Genomic DNA, 21338 nt, shown 5'->3' with positions numbered 1-21338 from the left:
GGACAGCCGCCCGACGGCCCGGCCAGGCCCCCGAGGAGAAGCGGTCTTCGCGTGACTGTCACCGACACCAGCCCCGCCGCACCGGCGGCCCTGCGCACGGCCACCGGCGGCGAGGCCGCCCGGTGGGTGGCCGCGCACTGCCGCCGGGCCCCGTGGCTGTCGGCCTCCACCGTCCTGACCACGGTCGCCGGGGCCGCGCTCCAGGTGCTCCCCGTGCTGCTGCTCAGCCGGGTCGTCGACGGAGTGGCCGGGGGCGAACCGCGCTCGATACTGCTCACCGTCGGCGTACTGATGGTGGCCGCCGCGCTGCTCGGCGCGGCGGCCACCGCCGCCTCCACCTTCCTCATCGGCAAGCTCGGCGCCGAACTCCTCGCCCGGCTCCGGGAGGAAGCCGTGCGCGCCGTGCTCGGCATGCCCAGCGCCCGCGTCGAGGAGGTCGGCCGCGGCGACGTGCTCTCCCGCGTCGGCGACGACGTTGCCGTCATCTCCAAGGGCATCAGATCGGCCATCCCCACCGTGTTCTCGGCGGGCGTCCTGGTCGTCATCGCGACCGTCGGCATGTTCGGCCTCGACTGGCGGCTCGGCCTGGCCGGCGCCGGCGCCCTGCCCGCGTACGCGCTCGCGCTGCGCTGGTACCTGCCCCGCTCCGCGCCCCTGTACCGGCGGCAGCGCGTCGCCCAGGCCGACCGCTCCCAGGCGCTGATCAGCGGGCTCAACGGCATCGACACGGTCCGGGCCTACCGCCTGGAGGAGGCGGTCCGCGAGAAGGTCACCGCCGAGTCCTGGCGGGTGCGCGACCTCGGCGTCGAGGTCTTCCGCTTCTTCGGCCGCTTCGTCGGCCGGGAGAACCGGGCCGAGTTCATCGGCCTCGTCCTGATCCTCGTCGTCGGATACGCCCTGCTGGAGGCCGACGCCGCCACCCTCGGCGAGGTGTCGGCCGCCCCACTGATGTTCCACCGGCTGTTCACCCCGCTGGGCGCCATCATGTTCACCTTCGACGAGGCGCAGAAGTCCGGCGCGAGCCTCACCCGCCTCGTCGGCGTCTTCTCGGAACCCTCCGAGGAGCGGCTGGTGGGCGACGGCTCCGTCGCGGCCCCGGCCGCCGAGCCGTACCCCGTCACCGTACGGGACCTCACCTTCACCTACCCCGGGGCCGAGGAACCGGTGCTGCGCGAGGTCTCCCTGGCCATCGAGGCCGGGGGCTCGCTCGCCCTGGTCGGCGCGACGGGTGCGGGAAAGTCCACCCTGGCCGCCCTCATCGCGGGCATCGGCAGACCACAGGCCGGGTCGGTGCGGATCGGGTCGCACGACCTCGCCGGGACGGACGAGGCCGGGGCGCGCGCCCTGGTCAGCATCCTGACCCAGGAGACCCACGTGTTCTCCGGTCCGCTCGCCGACGACCTGCGGCTCGCCGCCCCGCTCGCGAGCGACGACGAGCTGTGGGAGGCGCTGCGCACGGTCGGCGCGGGGGAGTGGGCCGAGCAGCTCCCCGACGGCCTGGACACCCCGGTCGGCGAGGGCGGCGAACGCCTCGACGTCACCAAGGTCGCCCAGCTCGCCCTGGCCCGCCTGGTGCTCGGCCGGACGCCCGTGGTCGTCCTCGACGAGTCGACGGCCGAGGCGGGCAGCGAGGGCGCGGCCGAACTGGAACGCGCCGTGCTGGCCGCCTGCGACGGCCGGACCACGCTGTTCGTGGCGCACCGCCTGACCCAGGCGATGGCCGCCGACCGCATCGCCGTACTGGACGAGGGCCGCGTGGTGGAGGAGGGGACACACAGCGAACTGGTCGCGCTGGGCGGGCAGTATGCCCGGCTGTGGCGTGCGTGGCGCGAGGGAAGTTAGAGGCGACGACGCCCCGCCCAGGAGGCTCGGGCACCGTGCATACCGCGAAAGGATGCTGAGACGTCGATGGCGGAACCGAGTCCTTCTGGCATACAGCTGTCCCCCACCCGGCTGGCCGCACTGAGGCGGCGCACCGGAGACCACGGCGACCGGACCCTGGTCCAGGCGTGCGCCGCCGGGCTCGCGTACTGGGCGAGCGGCACGGGCCGGGAGGACCTCGGCCTCACCCCCGCCACCCCCTTCCCGGAACTCCTCGACCGGATCAGCGAAGGCGCCGCGACCGCCGGGGCATGGCGGATCGACGAACCGACCCTCGGCATCACCGTGCCACCCGGCATCGACCCCGCCGCGGCGCAACGGGCCCTGGACGACCTGGCCGACTTCCCGCACCGGCCCCTCGGCACCATCGGCCCGTCCGGCCCCCGGGAGAGGGCCGCCGAACTGGCCCGCTGGAACGACACCCGGGCCGACCGCGCCCGCCCGACCGTCATGGAGCTCTTCCGGGAACAGGCGCGCCTGCGGCCGGACGCCATCGCCGTCGTCGACGGGCGCCGCTCCCTGACGTACCGCGAAACCGCCGAGAGCTCCGCCCAGTTGGCCCACCACCTCGTCGAACGCGGCCTCGCCCCCGAACAGGTCGTCGGCATCTCGCTCGGCCGGTCCGCCGAGATGGTCGTCGGCCTCCTCGCCGTGCTCCAGGCCGGCGGCGCGTTCGTCCCCCTCGACCCCCAGTGGCCCGCCGCCCGCCGGGCCTCCGTCGCCGAGGACGCCCGGATCGCGCTCCAGCTCAACGCCACCGGCAAGGCGGACCGCGGGGAACCGGACGCCGTCGCCGTCGACCTCGGCGACTGGAAGTACGGCGCCCACCCGGCCGACGCCCCCGAGGCGACCCCCTCCGGCGACGCCCTGGCCTACGTGATCTTCACCTCCGGCTCCACCGGCCGGCCCAAGGGGGCCATGATCCGGCACGAGGCGATCAGCGAGCGACTGCTCTGGCAGTCCCGCGAGATCCTCGGCTTCGGCCCCGACGACGCCTCCCTCTTCAAGGCCCCGCTCTCCTTCGACATCTCCGTCAACGAGATCCTCCTGCCCCTGGTCAGCGGCGGGCGGCTCGTGGTCCTGCGCCCCGGCGGCGAACGCGACCCGCACCACCTGCTCGCCGTCATCGCGGAGCACCGCGTCACCTTCACCTACCTGGTCTCCTCCATGCTGGACGTCCTCCTGGAGATCGTGGGCGACACCGGCCGCCTGGACAGCCTGCGGCACGTCTGGTGCGGGGGCGAGGTCCTGACCCCGGAGCTGTACGAGCGCTTCCGCGACCGCCTCGGCATCCCGCTCTACCACGGCTACGGCCCCGCCGAGACGACCATCGGCGTCTCCCACGTCATCTACCGGGGCGCCGCCGAACGCCTGACGACGTCGATCGGCAGGGCCAACCCCAACACCCAGCTCCACGTCCTCGACGACGAACTGCGCCCGGTCCCGGTCGGCGTCGGCGGCGAACTGTACGTCGGCGGGCTCCTGTTGGGGCGCGGCTACGCGAACGCGCCCGGCCTGACCGCCTCCCGCTTCGTCGCCAACCCCTTCGCCTCGGACGGGTCCCGGCTCTACCGCACCGGCGACCTGGCGCGGTACGCCCCGGACGGATCGCTGGACTTCCTCGGCCGCGCCGACAACCAGGTCAAGATCCGGGGGATGCGGCTGGAGATCGAGGACGTCGAGGCCGGCCTCGCCGAGCACCCCGGCGTCCGGCGCACCTGCGTCGTCGCGAAGAAGAACGCCGCGGGCGGCACCAATCTGGTCGGCTACGTCATCCCCTCGGGCGACCACCGGGACCTGAGCGCGGACGAGGTGACGGCCTGGGCCGCCGACCACCTCGTGGAGTACATGGTGCCCGCGCACGTCGTCGTCCTGACGGAGTTCCCGCTCACCGCCAACGGCAAGGTCGACCGGAACGCGCTGCCGGAACCCTCCGTCGGCGCGGGGGCCGTCGTCGCGCCCGCCACGGAGAACGAGCGCCTGGTCTGCGAGGCCGTCGCCTCGGTGCTGCGGCTCGACGCCGTCGGCGCGGACCAGGACTTCTTCCGCCTCGGCGGCGACAGCATCCTCGCGATCTCCCTGCTCGGCGCCCTGCGCGACGCCGGCCTGCACGTCACGGCCCGCCAGATCTTCACCCACACCGTCGTCGGGGCGCTCGCGGCCGTGGCGAGCCGGGAATCCGCCGCCGTGGACCACGAGGACGTCCCCACCGGCGACGTCGAGGGGTCCCCCATCGTGCGGTGGCTCGGCGGGACGACCGACGCCATCGACGGATTCGTCCAGTCGGTCGTCCTCACCACCCCGGCCGAGCTGACCGCCGAGGCGCTCGACGCCCTCCTCGACTCCGTGCTCACCCGCCACGACATGCTCCGCGCCAAGCTCGTACGCGGCGAACACTGGAGCTTCGACATCCCCGGGGCCGCGACGGCGCCGCGCTGCTGGGAGGAGAGCGACGCCCCCCTCGCCCAGTGCGTCGCCCGCGCCACCGAGACGCTCGACCCCGACAACGGCGTCATGCTGCGCGCCGTCTGGGGCCGGGCCGCGCGCCGCCTCGTCCTGGTCGCCCACCACCTGGTGATCGACGGCGTGTCCTGGCGCGTCCTGATGGACGACCTGGCCACCGCCTGGCACCGGTACAGCGCGGGGGAGAGCGTCGAACCGCCCCCGGCGGGCACCTCGTTCCGCCGCTGGACACAGCTCCTCGCCCGCACCCCGTTCGACGCGGACCGCGCGTACTGGACAGCGCCCCTGCCCGCCGCCGACGAGCCGCTCGGCCGGCGCGCGCTCACCGAGGCCGACACCGTGGAACGGGAGCGGACCCGGACCGTCACGGTCGGACCGGAGACCACGGCCGCCCTGCTCGGCGAGATCCCGGCGAAGTTCCACGCGGGCGTCAACGACGTCCTGCTGACCGCCCTCGCCGTCGCCCTCGCCCGGTGGCGCCGCGACCGGGGACAGGACCAGACGTTCGCCCACATCGAGCTGGAAGGCCACGGAAGGGAAGGGCGCTTCGTCGCCGACGCGGCCGGGTTCGAACCCGACCTCTCGCGCACCGTCGGCTGGTTCACCACCCTCTTCCCGGTCACCGTGGACCCCGGCGGCGCCCCGGACCTCACCGGCCCCGGCTACCTCGCCGCCGCGCTCAAGGCCGTCAAGGAGGACCTTGCCCGGGTCCCGGCCAACGGCCTCTCCTACGGCGCCCTGCGCCACCTAGGCGGCGGCCTGCCGGCCGGCCCCGCACCGCAGGTGCTCTTCAACTACCTCGGCCGGTTCGCCGCCGCAGCCACCGGTGACTGGCAACACGCCTCATCGGTCGGACAGTTGGGCGAGAGGCGCGATCCGCGCATGAGGCTGCCGCGCCCCCTGGAGTTCAACGCGGTCGCCGATCCCGGCGCGAACGGCTCCCACGAACTGGTCACCACCGTCTCCTGGCCCGACGGCGTGTTCACCGAGGACGACATCACCGTCCTCTGCGACCACTTCCGCACCACCCTCACCGCCCTGGCCGCCCTCGACGGAGGCGGCCACACACCCAGCGACTTCCCGCTGGTCGAGGTGGTCCAGGCGGACGTGGACGCCCTCGACGGCCCGGCGCTCCTCGACATCCTGCCGCTCACCCCGCTCCAGGAGGGCCTCTACTTCCACTCCGTCTTCGACGACGAGGCCACCGGCGCCTACGTCGAGCAGCAACTGATCGGCCTGGAGGGCGAGGTGGACGCGGAACGGCTGGAGGCCGCCGCCAACCGGCTCCTCGCGCTCCACCCCGCCCTCGCCGCCCGCTTCACCGCCCTCGACGACGGCCGGGTCGTCTCCGTCGTCGAGAGCGGCCGGCGCCCGCGCTTCACCGTCCTGGACCGGCCCGGCATCACCGGTGAAGACCTCCGCGACCTCGCCGAACAGGACCGCAGGGCGGGCTTCGACCTCGCCGCCGGGCCGCTGATGCGCTTCACGCTCGTCCGCACGGGCGACGGCCGCGCGACCCTGGTGCAGACCGTGCACCACATTATCGCGGACGGCTGGTCGGTGGAGCCGATGCTCCGTACCCTGCTGGCCGAGTACCACGCGCCGGGATCCGCCCACCCGCTCGGCGGCTACCGCGACTACGTGGCCTGGCTCGCCGGACGCGACCAGGACGAGAGCGACCGGGTCTGGGGCGAGGAGCTGGCCGGCCTGCCCGGCCCCTCCCTGGTGGCCGAGGGCCACACGCCCTCCGGACGGTTCGCGGACGTCGCGGCCGACTTCACCGACGACGTCGAGGCGGCCGCACGCGCGGCCGGGACCTCCCTGAGCGTCGCCGTGCACAGCGCGTGGGCGGTGACCCTGGGCGCCGTCCTGGGCAGCAGCGACGTCGTCCTCGGCTCCACCGTCTCCGGACGGGACGCCGAAGTCCCCGGCATCCGCGACATGGTGGGTCTCTTCATCAACACCGTCCCGGTACGCGTCCGGTGGTCCGCCACCGACACGGCGGCGGACCTCCTCGACGCCGTGCGGCTCCACCAGGGCGCGGTCCGGGCCCACCAGCACGTCTCCCTGGCGCGGATCGGCCGGCTGAGCGGGGCGGGCGCCCTGTTCGACACCCTGGTCGTCTTCGACATCGCGGCCGACGTGTCCGCGCTGCGCGGGCCCGACGACACCCTCGTCATCACCGACCTCGTCAACGAGGGCGCTCCGCACTACCCGTTGACCCTGGTCGTCGAACGCGCGCCGGAGGGCCGCTCACGCTTCAACCTGATCTACGATGCCGAACTCCTGCGCCACGAACGCGCCGAGGTGATCCTGCACTCCTTCACCCGGGCCCTCGCCGACCTGCTCGGCCGCCCGGACGACCGGGTCGGCGCGCTGGTCCGGGCACCCGGCAGGGCCCCCGCCGCGGACCGGCCGACCACCCTCGGCGAGCTGTTCGACGCCGCGGCGCGCCGGGACCCCGCCGCCACCGCCGTCACCCAGTGCGGACCGGACGGTGCGGCCCGCTCCCTCACCTACGGCGAACTGGCCGGGGCCAAGACCGCGTTGGCCAGAGCGCTGCGCGCGGCCGGGGTCCGCCCCGGGCGGCGGGTCGCCGTCGCCGTCCCGCGCTCCGTGGAACAGGTCGTCGCCCTGGTCGCCGCCGTCACCGCCGGGGGCGCGTACGTACCCCTGGACCTCGCCTATCCGGACGAACGGCTGGAGTACGTCCTCGCCGACGCCGCCCCGCAGGTCGTCCTCGTGGACCGGGAGCACCGGGACCGCTTCGCCCGGCTCCTGGACCGCGCCGGCGTGACGGCGCGGATCCTTGTCCAGGGCGACGAACCGCCGCTCGCCGAAGGGCCGGAGGGCGGGAGGCCGGCCACGGACGTCCCCGCCGTACGCCCGGGGGATCCCGCGTACGTCATCTACACCTCCGGCTCCACCGGCCGGCCCAAGGGCGTCCTCGTCCCGCACTCCGCCGTGACGACGCTGCTCGCCAACACCCGCGCGGACATGGAGTTCGGCCCGGACGACGTCTGGGTCCAGTTCCACTCCTTCTCCTTCGACTTCGCTGTGTGGGAGCTGTGGGGCGCGCTCGCGCACGGCGGCGAACTGCTCGTGCCGGGCTACGGGTTGACCCGCTCACCGGTCGACTTCCACCGGCTGGTCCGGGAGCGCGGGGTGACCGTCCTCAACCAGACCCCGTCCGCCTTCCACCGGTTCATGGAGGCCGACCTGCACGCCGAGCGGCCCGTCACGACGCTGCGCCGCATCGTCTTCGGCGGCGAGGCGCTCGACCCCGTGCGGCTGCGCGGCTGGGTGGAACGGCACGGGACGACCGCACCCGAGCTGGTCAACATGTACGGCATCACCGAGACCACCGTCCACGTCACCCACCGGGTCCTGACGGACGAGGACTTCGCCCGGGGCGGCGACGCCAGCCCCATCGGCGGGCCGATCCCCGGTCTGAGCGTCCATGTGCTCGACGACCGGCTGCGGCCGGTGCCGCCGGGCCGGGTCGGCGCCGTCCACGTGGCGGGCGGCCAGCTGGCCCTCGGCTACCTGGGCCGCCCCGGACTCACCGCCGGACGCTTCGTCGCCGACCCGTTCGCCGCCGACGGATCCCGCATGTACCACACCGGCGACCTGGCCCGCCGGACGGTGGACGGCGAGCTGGAGTTCGTCGGCCGGGCCGACGACCAGGTGCAGCTCAACGGGTTCCGGATCGAACCGGGCGAGGTGGAGAACGCGGTGCGGGAGGTCGACGGCGTCGTCGACGCGGCCGTCACCGTGGCCGGCAGCGGCGACCACCTCGTCCTCCACGTCGTCGGCGAACCGCCCGCCGACCTCACCGAGCGGCTCGCCGCCCGGCTGCCCGCCCACATGGTGCCGGCCTTGGTACTGCCCGCCGACGCGCTGCCGCTGACCGTGAACGGCAAGCTCGACCGCAAGGCCCTCACCGAACGGGCCGCCCGCGCGGCCCGGCAGGAGGCACCGCCCCGGCCGATCGTGCCGGGCGCCGCCGCCGACTCCGCGGTCACCGCCCTGACCGGAGTCTTCGCCGAAGCGCTGCCCCGCGCGAGCGTCGACGCCGACACGGACTTCTTCGGCGCGGGCGGCGACAGCATCGTCGCCATCACTGTGATCAACCGCGCACGCGCGCTCGGCCTGCCGATCGCGCCCCGCGACGTGTTCCTCCACCGGACGCCCCGCGCGCTCGCCGCCCACCTGGCCGCGGACGCCGTACAGCCCGCGTCCGCGCGGCCCGGCCGCCGCGAGGACGGCCCGCTGCCGCCCACCCCGATCATCCTGCGCCAGCGCGAACTGGGCGCACCCCTCGCCGGCTTCGCCCAGGCCAGGGCGGTCCCGGTCGCCGAAGGCGTCGGCCTCGCCGACATCCGGCGCGCGGCCGACGCCGTCGTGGCCGCCCACCCGGCCCTGCGGCTGCGCCTCACCGTCGAGCACGGCGTCTGGTCCCTGCGCACCGAACCGCCCCGCGCCGCCGAGGTCGCCGTGCCGGAGCACACGGCCGACGCGACGGCTGCCGCTGCTGAGGCGGCCCGCCGCCTCGACCCCGAGGCCGGCGAGGTCGTCGCGTTCTCCTGGCTCACGGCGAGTCGCACCCTGGTCGTCACCGTCCACCACCTCGCCGTGGACGCGGTGTCCTGGCTCATCCTCCTCGACGACCTGGCCACCGCCCTGGGCGGCGCCCCGCTCCCGCCGCCCACCACCTCCTACGCCGCCCACGCCGAAGCGCTCGCCGTACGGGCCGCCGAGGGCTCCGACGACATCGGCCACTGGATCACCGAGCTCCGGGCCCCCGACCTCCTGCCCGCAGTCGCGGGCCACCGGGAGGCCACCGTCGTCCTGCCGCCGGAGACGAGCGACCTGGTGACCCGGACCGCACCCGGGGCGCTGGGCATCGGCCTCACCGAGCTGCTGTGCGGAGCCCTGCGCGCCGCTCTGACCCGCGTCCAGACCACGCCCACCGACCTCGCCGTCGAGCTGGAGCGCCACGGCCGGGTCCCGGCGGCCGAGCGCCACGACTACTCCCGGACCGTCGGCTGGTTCACCTCCATCGCCCCCGTACGCCTCACCGCGCACACCGACCCCGTCGCCGCCGCGCGCGAGACGGCCGCACGCCGTCCCGACGAGGACGGTCACACCGCCTACGGACGGCTGCGCTACCTCAACCCGCAGACGGCCCCGCTGCTCACCGCCCGGCCCCAGGTCCTGTTCAACTACCTCGGCCGGGGCAACGAGTCCGAGGCCCTGCGGATCACCGGCCACACCCCGGCGACCAGCCCGTACGCCGTCGAGGTCAACGCCTGGACCGACGAGGCCACCGGCCGCCTCCACGCCGCCTTCACCCTCGCCGACGGCGTCCCCGACGCCATCACCGGCCACTGGCTCACCGCCCTGGAGCAGATCGCGGACGCGTCCGCGACCGCCGAGCGCACCGCACCGGTCACCCCGCTCCAGCGCGGCCTGTACTTCCAGTCCCAACTGGCGGCCACCGCAGGGCACTACGTCGCCCAGAGCTTCTTCACCTTCGACCGGACCCTGGACACCGACGCGCTGTCCGAGGCGATGGCCCGGGTGATCTCCCGCCACCCCGTCGTAGGCGCGGGCTTCACCACCGACGACGACGGCGACCCGGTCCAGCTCCTCAAGGCCGGCCGCCGTGTCGCCGTCCGCATCGTCCACCTGAGCACACAGGCCGAGGCGGAGGCCCTGCGCACCGAGGACCGCGAGCGCGGCTTCGACCCGGGGGAGCCCCCGCTGGTCCGGATGACCGTGGTGCGCGGCCTCGAAGGCGGCGACCGGCTGCTGCTCAGCTACCACCTGCTGCTCTGGGACGGCTGGTCCCGCGAGATCCTGCTGCGCGACCTGTTCGACGCCTACGAGGCGGTCGCGGCGGGCCGGGCGTGGGACGCCTCACCGGCCGTACCCGGCTTCGAGGAGTACGCCCGGACGCTCGCCGCCAAGGACCCGGCGGTCTCGACGCGGTTCTGGGCCGAGCACCTGGCGGGGCTGCCGGGGCCGACGCTGCTCGCCGGACCCGCACCCGCCCTCGGCGACGAGCTGCCGCGACCGCTCACGCACACCCTCCCGGCCGAGCTGTCCCACCTGCTGCGCGAGACGGCCCGGACCCGGGGCGTCACCCTGAACTCGGTGCTGACCGGCGCCTTCGGCCTGCTCCTCGGAGCCCGTACGGGGCGCGGCGACGCCGTCTTCGGCGTCACCGTCTCCGGGCGCGAGGGCGACGGGCACGGCGACATCGTCGGCGTCCTGCTCAACACGGTCCCGTTGTGGACCCGGGCCCGGCCCGACGACACCGTCGACGCCTACCTGTCGTCCGTGCAGGCAGCCCGGGTGGCCGCCATGGAGCACGAACACCTCGGGCTCGGCGAGATCCAGCGCGCGGGCGGCCACGACACCCTGTTCGACAACCTGTTCGTGCTCCAGAACTTCCTGGACCTGGACGCCTTCGCCGAGATGAACGCCCGCCACGGCATCACCTCCGTCCTGGCGGACGACTCGACGCACTACCCGTACACCTGGGTCGTCACGCCCGGCGACCGGCTCACCGTCAAGCTGGAGCACCGCCACGGCGACGCCGCCCACGCCCGCCGCCTCCTGGACGACTACGTGCGCGTCCTGTCCGACCTGGCGACGGCCACCGGCCCGCTGGGCGCACTGCCCGGACTGGGCCCGGACCCCGCGCCCGCCGCGCGCACCCCGATCGGCACCGACACCGTCGTCGACCGGTTCGACCTCGCGGCCGACCGGCACCCCGGCCGGACCGCCCTCGTCGCCGCCGGCACGACCATGACCTTCGGCGAACTCCGCGACCGCAGCAGGTCCGTGGCCGGCGTCCTCGCCGCGCGCGGCATCGGCCCGGAGAGCACGGTGGGCCTCGCGATCCCGCGCTCCGCCGACTGGATCGCCGCCCTGTTCGCGGTCCTGCGCGTCGGAGCCGCCTACGTGCCGCTGGAGCTGGACCACCCCGACGAGCGGATCGCCTCGATCACGGCGGACGCCCGCCCCGAGGCGATCCTCACCGTCAGCGCCGTCGCCCCCCGGCTGAGCGGCGAACTCATCGAGCTGGACCGGCCGTTGCCGCCGGTGGAGCCGTACACCACGTTCGCGCCGGACGACCCCGACCGGCTGCGCCACCCCGCGTACACCATCTACACCTCCGGCTCCACCGGGAAGCCCAAGGGCGTGGTGACCGAGTACGCCGGTCTCACCAACATGCTGATCAACCATCAGCGACGCGTCTTCGAGCCCGTCCTCGCCGAGCACGGGCACCGGACCTTCCGCATCGCGCACACCGTGTCGTTCGCGTTCGACATGTCGTGGGAGGAGCTGCTGTGGCTCGCCGACGGCCATGAAGTGCACATCTGCGACGAGGAGTTGCGCCGGGACGCGCCCCGGCTCGTCGACTACTGCCTCCGGCACGGCATCGACGTGGTCAATGTGACGCCCACCTACGCCCAGCAGTTGGTCGCCGAGGGGCTCCTGGACGACCCGGAGAGGCGTCCCGCGCTCGTCCTGCTCGGCGGTGAGGCCGTCACCCCGACGCTGTGGCAGCGGCTCGCGGCGACGGAGGGGACCGTCGGCTACAACCTCTACGGGCCCACCGAATACACCATCAACACCCTGGGCGTCGGCACCTTCGAGTGCCAGGACCCGGTCGTCGGCGTCGCCATCGACAACACCGAGGTGTACGTCCTGGACCCCTGGCTGCGGCCGCTGCCCGACGGCGTCCCCGGCGAGCTGTACGTGTCCGGCGTCGGCATCGCCCGCGGCTACCTCGGCCGCAGCGCCCAGACCGCCCACCGCTTCGTCGCCTGCCCCTTCGGCGCGCCCGGGGAGCGCATGTATCGCACCGGCGACCTGGTGACCCGCCGCCCCGACGGGAACATCGCCTACCTCGGCCGTACCGACCAGCAGGTCAAGATCCGCGGCCACCGGGTCGAACTCGGCGAGGTCGAGGCCGTGTTCGCCGCACACCCGGCGGTCCGCCACGCCGCCGCGATCGCCCAGCCCGACCCGGGCGTCGACGGCGCCCACCGCCTGGCCGCCTACCTCGTCCTCGCGGACCCGGCCGACCTCGCACAGGTCGCGGCCGAGGCCGGGGCGGGGCTGCCGGACTTCCTGCGGCCCACCCACTACGCCCGGGTCGACAGCATCCCGCTCACCGTCAACGGGAAGGCCGACACCAAGGCGCTGCCGGAGGCCAGGCCGCTCGGCGCGCTGACGACCGCGGGGGAGCGGGGCCCGGAGACCGAGACGGAGAGCGTCGTCTGCGAGTTCTTCGCCGAGGCGCTCGACCTGGACGACGACGAGGTCAGCGCGGTCAGCGACTTCGTGTCGCTCGGCGGGCACTCCATGCTGGCGGTGCGGCTGATCGGACTGCTCCGCCGCGAGTACGGTCCTGTCGTCACCGTCCGTGACCTGTTCACCCTGCGAACCCCGGAAGCACTGGCCCGCCACCTCGATGAGAACTGCTGAAGTGATGAAGAAGCCCGACACCCGGCGACCCCGCCCCGGCGCCGCCATCCTGCGGACGGCCCTGCGCCGCAACACCGGCGCCATGATCGCGGGCACCGTCCTCATGGGGCTGTACCAGGCGGCCGAGACCGCGTTCCCCATCGCGCTCGGACTCATCGTCGAGCACACGATGCAGGACCGCGGCCTCGGCTCCCTCGGCGTCTCGATCGGCTCGCTCGCCGTGATCATCACGACGGTCTCCCTGTCGTGGCGGTTCGGCATGCGCGTGCTGCAGAAGGCCAACACGACCGAGGCACACCGCTGGCGGGTGCGGGTGGCCGCCTGCGGACTCCAGCCGGTGGCCCGCGACGTGGACCTCAAGTCCGGCGAGATCCTCACCGTCGCCACCGAGGACGCCGACCAGACCGCCGACATCATCGAGGTGGTGCCGCTGCTGGTCAGCTCCCTGGTCGCCGTCGTGGTCGCGGCGGTCGCCCTGGGCCTCGCCGACCTCAGGCTCGGCCTGCTGGTGATCGTGGGGACCGTCGCGATCCTGTCGGTCCTCGCCGTGATGTCCCGGCGGATCGGGGCCAGTACGCGGGAACAGCAGGCCAGGGTGGCGCGCGCCGGGGCCAAGGTCGCCGACCTCATCATCGGCCTCCGCCCGCTCCACGGGTTCGGCGGCAACCACGCCGCGTTCGGCTCGTACCGCAGGGTCAGCACGGACGCGAAACGCCAGGCGATCACCGTCGCCCGGGTCAACGGCGTCTACGCGGGCACCGCGCTGGCCCTCAACGCCGCCCTCGCCACGGCCGTGTCGCTGACCGCCGGCTGGCTGGCGTTCGAGGGGCGGATCACCATCGGCGAACTCGTCATGGCCGTGGGGCTCGCGCAGTTCATCATGGAACCGCTCAAGCTGTTCTCCGAGATGCCCAAGTACGTGATGATCGCCCGCGCCTCGGCCGAGCGCATGGCCCTCGTCCTGAACGCGCCCCCGCTGACGACACCGGGCCCCGAGCGCCCGGAGCCCGGCGGGGCCCTGGAGGTCGACGGGGTCCGCCACGGCACGCTCCAGGGGGTCGAGTTCACCGTCGCGGCGGGCGAGTTCGTGGCGATCACCGCTTACCAGCCGCGCGCGGCGGCCGACCTCGCCGCCGTCCTCGCGGTGAACGTCGCCCCCCAGGCGTACGGGGGAGCGGTCCGGGTCGGCGGCCGGGAGATCGGTGACCTGTCGATCGAGGCGGTCCGTGAACACCTGCTGGTGAACCCGTACGACGGGGAGATCTTCGCCGGGACCCTCCGGACGAACATCGACCCGTCGGGCAGCGGGCGGGAGATCGCGGAGGCCGTGGAGGCGTCCCTGCTCACCGACGTGGTCGCCCTGCACCGCGACGGGCTCGACCACCCGGTCCGCGACCGGGGAGCGAACCTCTCCGGAGGGCAGCGGCAACGGCTCTCCCTGGCCCGCGCACTGGCCGCCGACACGGAGATGCTGGTCCTGCACGATCCGACGACGGCCGTCGACGCCGTCACGGAGCAGCTCATCGCCCGCAACGTGGCGAAACTGCGCCGGGGCAGGACCACGCTCGTGATCACCAGCAGCCCGGCGCTCCTGGACGCCGCCGACCGGGTGCTCGTCCTCGACGGAGGCGTCATCACCGCCGACGACACCCACCGCAACCTCCTCGCCGCCGACGAGGCGTACTGCCGGGCCGTGGCGAGATGACCGGGCCGGACGGCGTCCGGGCGCGTCCACCCGGGCGCCCCGGCGCACCGCCGGAGCCGGCCGGGGCGCGCACGCCCCCGCGCTCCGTCCCGCCGCCGGGCCGGGCTCTCCTCAGCCGAGCGCCCAGGCGACATCCCTGAGCAGGGCGTGCCGCCAGCCCGCCCGGTCGTGGCCCGACGCCGAACGCGAGACCCGCACGGTGGCGCCGGCCCGCTCCGTCAGCGCCTCGACCACCTCGCAGTGCGGCAACATCGCCGCCTCGTGCTCACCCACGTCGAACGCACACCGCAGCCCCGACAGCCCGGCTCCCGCGCGCAGCCGCTCCGCGAGGACGCCCCCGACCGGCCCGGCCAGCGGATCGGGCAGCCCTCCCGCGCCGGGCGACCACCAGAACGACCCCGACTGGCAGGCGATCCCGGACACCAGGCCCGGGAACTCCAGCGCCGCGTACAGCGCGCTCAGCCCGCCCAGACTCTGCCCGGCGACCACCAGCCTCTCCGGGTCCGCCGCCACCCCCGCGTCGGCCACCAGGGGCAGCAGCTCGTCCCGGACGGCCTCCCACAGCTCCGGACGGCAGCCGAACTCGGCCTCCCGGTCCTTGGCGGGCAGGAACACCAGGGTCACCGGCGGCAGTTCCCCGGCGGCCACGGCCGCGTCGAAGGCGGTCACGGCCGGATGCAGATACAGCCAGTCGTCCCCGTCCAGCAGCAGCACCAACGGACCGCCGCCGCCCGCCGGATGGACGCGTACGGTACGCCTCCCGCCCAGCCGGTCGCTGCTCCAGCGGATCCGGGTCCGGGGGAGGGGCGGCACGTCGTCCGGCCCGAGGGCGGGCCAGTGCGGCTGAGCCGGGGCGTCCGGCGTCGCGGCGATGGACCGGTCGGCGCCGGCCCCGACCGGGTTGAACGGATCGGCGTGGGCCGCGCCCTCCACGAGGAAGCGGTACGTCACCCGCAGCCGCGCGGGCATGCGCACCTCGGCGTACCAGCAGTCCGTGTCCGCCCAGCGCCGCAGCGGCACGGGCGGCGACCAGCTCTCGAAGTCGAGCACGCCTTCGGAGCCGCGCCACAGGAAGAGGGCCCGCCAGCCACCGTCCGCCGCCACCGTCGCGGGGGCCCGCACGGCCGCCCAGAACGCGTCGGAGCCGGGCCGCTCCGCCAGTCCGAACGCGGTGAAGGGACTCTCTCCGCCGGCCCGCTCGGTCACCGGACGCATGGGCGACTCCTCATGAGGGGAGGAAAGCCGGCATCCCTCCGTGTAAGGGGAGCCTAACCCGTGGGCGGCGGCTACCGGCCGGGAACGGGCGCGCGGAGCGTGGGCCCGGCCGACCGATGAAGACCTCGGCGACCCGGCCGGTCGCCCGGGGCCGCTCCCCGGCCTCCCGTACGCAGTCGACGACGCGCGAGAGCCGATCGGCTTCGACATCCCGCGCGTCCAGGTCGGGACCGTGCTGGACAGCCCGAAGCGGGCGGTGAGGCGCGACGACTCCGCCCGCGCGTTCGGCGCCGCCGACACCTGAGCCGCGGCGCTCCGATGGCGGGGCCCGGAGCTGTCGGACATGCCTCCGGTCGGTCGTGGAGGTGGGGGCGAGACACTGTAGGGTACGGCCGTTTCCTGGCCGGCCGGCGGTGCTACTGAGCCGCAGCAGCGCCCACTCGACTTCGGCCATGGTGCGGTCCCAACGCTCTCCCGGACGATCACTGACCCCCACCAGCCAGGGACCTGCGGGTTTCATCGAAGGCGGGCGTGGGTCGCCTGATGCGGTCATCGACAGACCAGCAGCACGTAAGGAAGGGCACATGAGCCAGCACGATTTCGATCTGCCACCGAAAGCCGCACCTGATGTCATGCGTCGACGCACGGAACTGGCTGGAAAAGCCCGTGACGCACTGAAGCAGACAGGACTTCCCGTGTGTCGGGAAGATTCCTCGGAGGGTGAGTCCGGAGTGAACGTCAGAGTCGATCATCTGGCTGATGGTGGTGTTCTCGTGGAATGGAATACTCGCGAGGAATTCACATCCGAAATCGTTGAGATTCTCGCGAGCGGCGTGGATCCCTCGGACCTCCCCCAGGAGGTCCGCCACTACGAGAATGTTCAGACCTGTATGCGTGAAACGATTCTGAAGATCCTCGCGTCAGCAGGGTTCGACGTGGAAAGAGCGGACGCGCACTCCTACGGGAAAGCGGTCCACGTCAGGGGATGTGATCCCTGATCATCTCTTCCGGGTTCCGCCTGAGCTGAGACTGAGTTGCGTACCCGGGAGCAGTTGGCCCGCAAAGTCTGCGACGCCTTGGAGGCGGCCGGATTTACGGTGCATCAGGAGGGCCGGAACCAGGGAGACCTGCGGGGCGTCCTGCTTTCGGTCGACCCGAGTGAAGGCCTGGAGGGCGGGGTTTTCGTCTGGTGGAGCGTCGCACATGACTTCGCCAGTGCCGTGATGGAGAGCGTCCACCAAGAAGGGGACCATGGGTGCACTCTCCAGAACCATGGCTTCGTGAATGACCACATGCGCGCAACCCTTATCTCCGTTCTTGGGTCCGCCGGATTCCAAGCCGTTGACCTCGACGACGATATGGACCCTTTCCTGATCCGTGTCGTCAGTTGACTTCAGCTGGTTGATTTCCCTCCGCGCCCCACGACCTCGTGCGCCGCAGGTGCTACGGCACGGCTGCGGGGGCACGGTTTGCGGGCCCGAACCGGATGGAACCGGTGGCGTATCTCCTGCACCCCGGATGTCGGGGAAGGTCGCCTGGGGTGCGGTCGACGCCAAGACGGGTGGTGCAGGCGTGTCCGGCTCGAGAAATGCGGCGGACTTCGCCGACGGGCTGGCTGAGTACCCACGGGGTTCCTCCCGCCGACGATCGCACGGTCTCCCGCGCGTCCGGCGTCCAGGTCCGCGCCTCTCCCGCCGGATCACTCAGGAGCCGTCAACGGGCCTCAACGCAAAGCGTTTCGCGTCCATGGAGGCGCTATTTCCGGCGCGGGGCAGCCCTTGGTGCGCGGCGAGGCGTTCCATCAAGGTGGCGGTGCGGGCGAGCAACTCCTGCTCTTCCGGGCTGAGTTCGAGGTCGATGGCCCGTGCGAGCCAGTCGGCCCGGCGGTCGCGCTCCGCTTCCAGTGCGGCCCGCCCCGCCTCGGAGAGGCCCACGAGGGACTTGCGGCCGTCCGTCGGGTGGGCCCGGCGGACGACGAGGCCCTGGTCCATCAGGAGCCCCACCGCGCGGGCCATCGACTGGGGGCGTACGCGCTGGTCCGCCGCGAGGTCGCTGGTGGTCATGGCCCCGTCCCGGTCGAGGACGCCCAGCACGGCGACCTGTCCGTGCGGGATCCGGTCCTCCTGCTTCACGCGCCGCGCGAGTTTGCCCATGGCGATACGCAGGTCGGCGGCGACGGTGGCGGGTTCCGGGGTCGGCATAGGGCACTTTAACCCGTGCGTGCCGACGCGTCCGCGCAGGTGGCCGCGGCTACGGGACCGCCCTGCCGGACTGCACAGCAGGGCTGCGCAGCTAAACTGCACAGTCAATCTGAACAGCAATGCTGTAGAGTTTTCCCTGTCGCGGTTCGCGCCGGCGCTGTCGCAAGAGTGCCGCGGCATGGGACGACGAAAAGGACCTTCCATGGCTCCCGCAGCAGTTGAGTCCACCACCATCCGGTCCGTGACCGCCCGCCGCGTCATCGACAGCCGGGGCAACCCCACCGTCGAGGCCGATGTCCGGCTGGCCGACGGTTCCCTCGGCCGCGCCGCAGTCCCCTCCGGCGCCTCCACCGGCGCACGGGAGGCGGTGGAACTGCGCGACGGGGACGCCGGTCGGTGGCACGGCAAGGGCGTGGACCGCGCGGTCTCCCACGTCGCCGGGGAGATCGCGGACGCCGTCGTGGGCCGCGACGCCGACGACCAGGCGGGGCTGGACGCGGCGCTCGTCGCGCTCGACGGGACGCCCGGCAAGTCCCGGCTCGGCGCCAACGCGCTCCTCGGCGTCTCGCTCGCCGCCGCGAAGGCCGCCGCGGCCTCCCACCGGCAGCCGCTCTACCGCCACCTCGGCGGCGCCGACGCCCGCCTGCTCCCGCTGCCGATGATGAACATCCTCAACGGGGGCGCCCACGCGGACAATCCGCTGGACTTCCAGGAGTTCATGATCGCGCCGGTGGGCGCGGAGACCTTCGCGGAAGCCGTCCGCATGGGCTCCGAGATCTTCCACACCCTGCGCCGCGACCTGCTGGCCGCCGGGCACGCCACCGGCGTCGGCGACGAAGGCGGCTTCGCGCCCGCGCTCCGTACCGCCGAGGAGGCGCTCGACTTCGTCCTGAGCGCCGTCGAGCGCACCGGCTACCGGCCCGGCGAGGACATCGGCATCGTCATGGACCCGGCCTCGTCGGAGTTCTTCCGCGACGGCGCGTACGTGTACACCGGCGAGGGCGTCCGCCGCACCCCCTCCGAGCAGGTCGACTACCTCGTCGAGCTGATCGACGCGTACCCGGTCGTCTCCGTCGAGGACCCGATGGCGGAGGACGACCTGGACGGCTGGCGCGAGCTGACCTCGCGCGTCGGCCACCGCTGCCAGCTCACCGGCGACGACGTGTTCTGCACGGACGAGGCGCAGGTGCGCGAGGGCATCCGCACCGGTGTCGGCAACTCGGTCCTCGTGAAGGTCAACCAGATCGGGACTCTGACCGAAGCCCTCGCCACGGTCGCCACCGCCCGGCGTGCGGGCTGGAGCGCGGTGATGTCCCACCGCTCCGGCGAGACGGAGGACACCACGATCGCGGACCTGGCGGTCGCGACGGGCTGCGGTCAGATCAAGACCGGTTCGCTCTCCCGTTCCGACCGCACCGCCAAGTACAACCAGCTCATCCGCATCGAGGAGGAGTTGGGCGAATCGGCGCGGTACGCCGGCGGAGCACTGCTGTCCCGCTCCTGACCGCCGGGCGGGCGCGCCGCCGGGCGCGCCCGCCCCGGGGACGGGGAACGGGGGTGCCCCCGGCGGGGGGTTGCGCCCGCCTCAGCGGGCCGTCGCGGAGCCTTCGCGCGGCGCGTACAGGATCCACAGCGGCCCGTCCGCGAGATCGACGCGCCGCCCGTCGGGGGCGGTGTACGCCGTGTCCGCGTCCGCCGAGGGCCGCGACCAGCGCACGTCGTAGGCCCGGCCGTCCCGCAGGACGACCGCGTCCCCCGACCCCACGGTCTCCGTGAACGGGCTGATGTTCCCCGAGCGGTCGCGGAAGTCGGAGGGCCGCACCGTCACGTCCTGGACGACGACCGTGCCGGCCCCGAGCCGCCCGCCCTCGCTCGTCCGGGCCGGGGACCCGTCCAGCGAGACCAGCCAGCGGTCGCGCCCGGAGGACCAGGTGAACGTCACGGACGCCGACGGATAGCGCACCGTACGGCTGTCCTCGCGCTCCCCGCCGGAGGGCGCCGCGCCCCTCTCCAGTCCCAGGGCCTCCACGGCGTCCACCCCCGTGGCCTCGAACGGGATCTTCTCCGGTCGCAGGTAGAGGTTGTGCGGAGCGGGGCGGTCCGGACCGCGGACGTACGCCCCCGGCGCCTTCGAGGGGGGCACGGCGTCCAACGGCGCACGGTCGATGACCGGCAGCAGCCTGCCCTGGGCGCCCGAGAAGGCCAGCGTCGGCCGGTCGAACTGCCGCAGCAGCTCCAGATCGGTCTCCCGCGCGCTGCGCACCGGTCCGACGGCCGGCGGCAGGGCGGAGGAGTAGACGGCGAGGATCCGGCTCAGCCCGGCCTCCACCTGCTCGACGTAGACGACGTCGGCCTTTTCCAGACCGGTGTGGGGCCGGGCGGGCGCGACGTTGTCGATCTTCACGGCCAGCACCCGGCCGGACCGGTCGGAGGGCGAGCTGTCGCGGGGAGAGCCGCCCCCGTCCGTGCACCCCGCGGTGACGGCCAGCAGCAGGGCGGCGCACAGGGCCCCGGCCGACCTCTTCATTCCGACTGCGGACATGGCGAACGCCCTTCCGGGAACATCGGCCGGTGGTGGCAGCGCATCGCCGCCGGGCCGCGGCCCCCGACCATCATCCACGATCACGCGCACCAGCGCACCGGCGCGCGCCGAGCCGTACCGGGCGCGGACGGACGGGCGGCGCGGGCGATGGACACTCCCACCCCTGCGGTTCGGCCGACTTGGCCGGAACTGCTCCCCGCCGCGCCCCGATTCCGCTTCCACCGGGGCTCTTCCCTCTCTACGGTTGCACCAGCGTCGGGTGATGCGACCCGTACAGCGCGACAGGCGAGGCGGAGGGGGTCCGGTGGAAGCCGAGTTGACGGCACTGGCGGCGTCGGGGGCGACGACCTTCGTGGGGCTGATGGCCACCGAGGCGTGGTCGCAGGTGCGGGGGCGCCTGGCCAGGGTGCTCGGCCGGGGCGAGGGCGACGAGGTGATCGACGCCGAGCTGGAGGAGTCCCGCGCCGAGCTGACGGCCGCCCGTGCCGAGGGCGACCAGCAGGCGGCCGCGGACATCGAGGCCGCGTGGCGCAACCGGCTCCGCCGCACGCTGCGCGCCGATCCGGCGGCCGCGGAAGAGCTGCGGGCGGTCCTTGAGGAGCTGGCTCCCCAGCAGTACTCCGGCCCCGCCGTGGCGATCAACCACAACACGATCAGCGGCGGCCACTACAACGCCCCGGTGATCATGGCCCAGTGGGTCGACGACGGCGTGCGGTCCACGCCCCGGCGCGGACCGGGCGACGCCTGACCGGTCCGGGCCCCGGCGGACCACCACGACGCACCGCCGCGCGGAACGACTCCTCCGGTACGAGCCACCGCCCCGTCG

9 protein-coding genes and 1 pseudogene are annotated in these 21338 nt (G+C 73.8%); 7 read left to right on the top strand and 3 right to left on the bottom strand.

Going from position 1 to position 21338, the window contains the following annotated elements; translation table 11 throughout:
* Positions 1–51: 51 nt before the first annotated feature.
* The 3 genes from IF19_RS0121435 to IF19_RS0121425 all read left to right on the top strand — a co-directional run bounded on the left by IF19_RS0121435 (position 52) and on the right by IF19_RS0121425 (position 14554).
* Positions 52–1842: an ABC transporter ATP-binding protein gene (locus tag IF19_RS0121435; RefSeq protein ID WP_030190020.1), complete on the top strand. Its 1791-nt coding sequence runs from the start codon at positions 52–54 to the stop codon at positions 1840–1842.
* Between the two features lie 66 nt (positions 1843–1908).
* Positions 1909–12849, top strand: coding sequence for a non-ribosomal peptide synthetase (locus IF19_RS0121430; RefSeq protein ID WP_030276736.1), 10941 nt, complete (start codon positions 1909–1911; stop codon positions 12847–12849).
* Positions 12850–12853: 4 nt separating this feature from the next.
* Positions 12854–14554, top strand: coding sequence for an ABC transporter ATP-binding protein (locus IF19_RS0121425; protein ID WP_030116851.1), 1701 nt, complete (start codon positions 12854–12856; stop codon positions 14552–14554).
* Positions 14555–14665: 111 nt separating this feature from the next.
* Here IF19_RS0121425 and IF19_RS0121420 read toward each other — a convergent pair whose 3' ends face one another.
* Positions 14666–15769 (bottom strand): alpha/beta hydrolase-fold protein, encoded by a 1104-nt coding sequence (locus IF19_RS0121420; RefSeq protein ID WP_030116852.1) that lies wholly within the window; start codon positions 15767–15769, stop codon positions 14666–14668.
* A gap of 584 nt (positions 15770–16353) precedes the next feature.
* On the opposite strand from IF19_RS0121420, the gene IF19_RS1000000136350 reads away from it, so the two are divergent.
* Entirely contained in the window at positions 16354–16767 is a 414-nt protein-coding gene (locus tag IF19_RS1000000136350; protein WP_032747791.1) for a hypothetical protein, read from the top strand.
* Between the two features lie 54 nt (positions 16768–16821).
* Complete coding sequence (locus tag IF19_RS0121410) at positions 16822–17160, top strand: hypothetical protein (protein ID WP_128647680.1); 339 nt, start codon at positions 16822–16824, stop codon at positions 17158–17160.
* Positions 17161–17550: 390 nt separating this feature from the next.
* Here IF19_RS0121410 and IF19_RS0121405 read toward each other — a convergent pair.
* Positions 17551–17970, bottom strand: a pseudogene (locus IF19_RS0121405) (MarR family winged helix-turn-helix transcriptional regulator); the annotation flags it as partial.
* Positions 17971–18172: 202 nt separating this feature from the next.
* On the opposite strand from IF19_RS0121405, the gene eno reads away from it, so the two are divergent.
* Positions 18173–19474, top strand: a complete 1302-nt coding sequence (eno, locus tag IF19_RS0121400) for a phosphopyruvate hydratase (RefSeq protein WP_030276732.1) — start codon at positions 18173–18175, stop codon at positions 19472–19474.
* An 81-nt stretch (positions 19475–19555) separates the two neighbouring features.
* Here the strand turns inward: eno and IF19_RS0121395 are convergent, their stop codons facing one another.
* A complete protein-coding gene (locus IF19_RS0121395; RefSeq protein ID WP_030116858.1) occupies positions 19556–20512 on the bottom strand; it encodes a DUF3048 domain-containing protein in 957 nt (318 codons plus the stop codon).
* 304 nt (positions 20513–20816) lie between these two features.
* Here IF19_RS0121395 and IF19_RS0121390 point away from each other — a divergent pair, with 304 nt between their 5' ends.
* Complete coding sequence (locus IF19_RS0121390; RefSeq protein WP_030116859.1) at positions 20817–21260, top strand: hypothetical protein; 444 nt, start codon at positions 20817–20819, stop codon at positions 21258–21260.
* Positions 21261–21338 lie beyond the last annotated feature (78 nt).

The sequence above is a fragment of the Streptomyces californicus genome, assembly GCF_000717645.1.
In the GTDB taxonomy this organism is placed as follows: Bacteria; Actinomycetota; Actinomycetes; order Streptomycetales; family Streptomycetaceae; genus Streptomyces; species Streptomyces californicus.
This window is presented reverse-complemented; position numbering and strand designations above follow the sequence as displayed.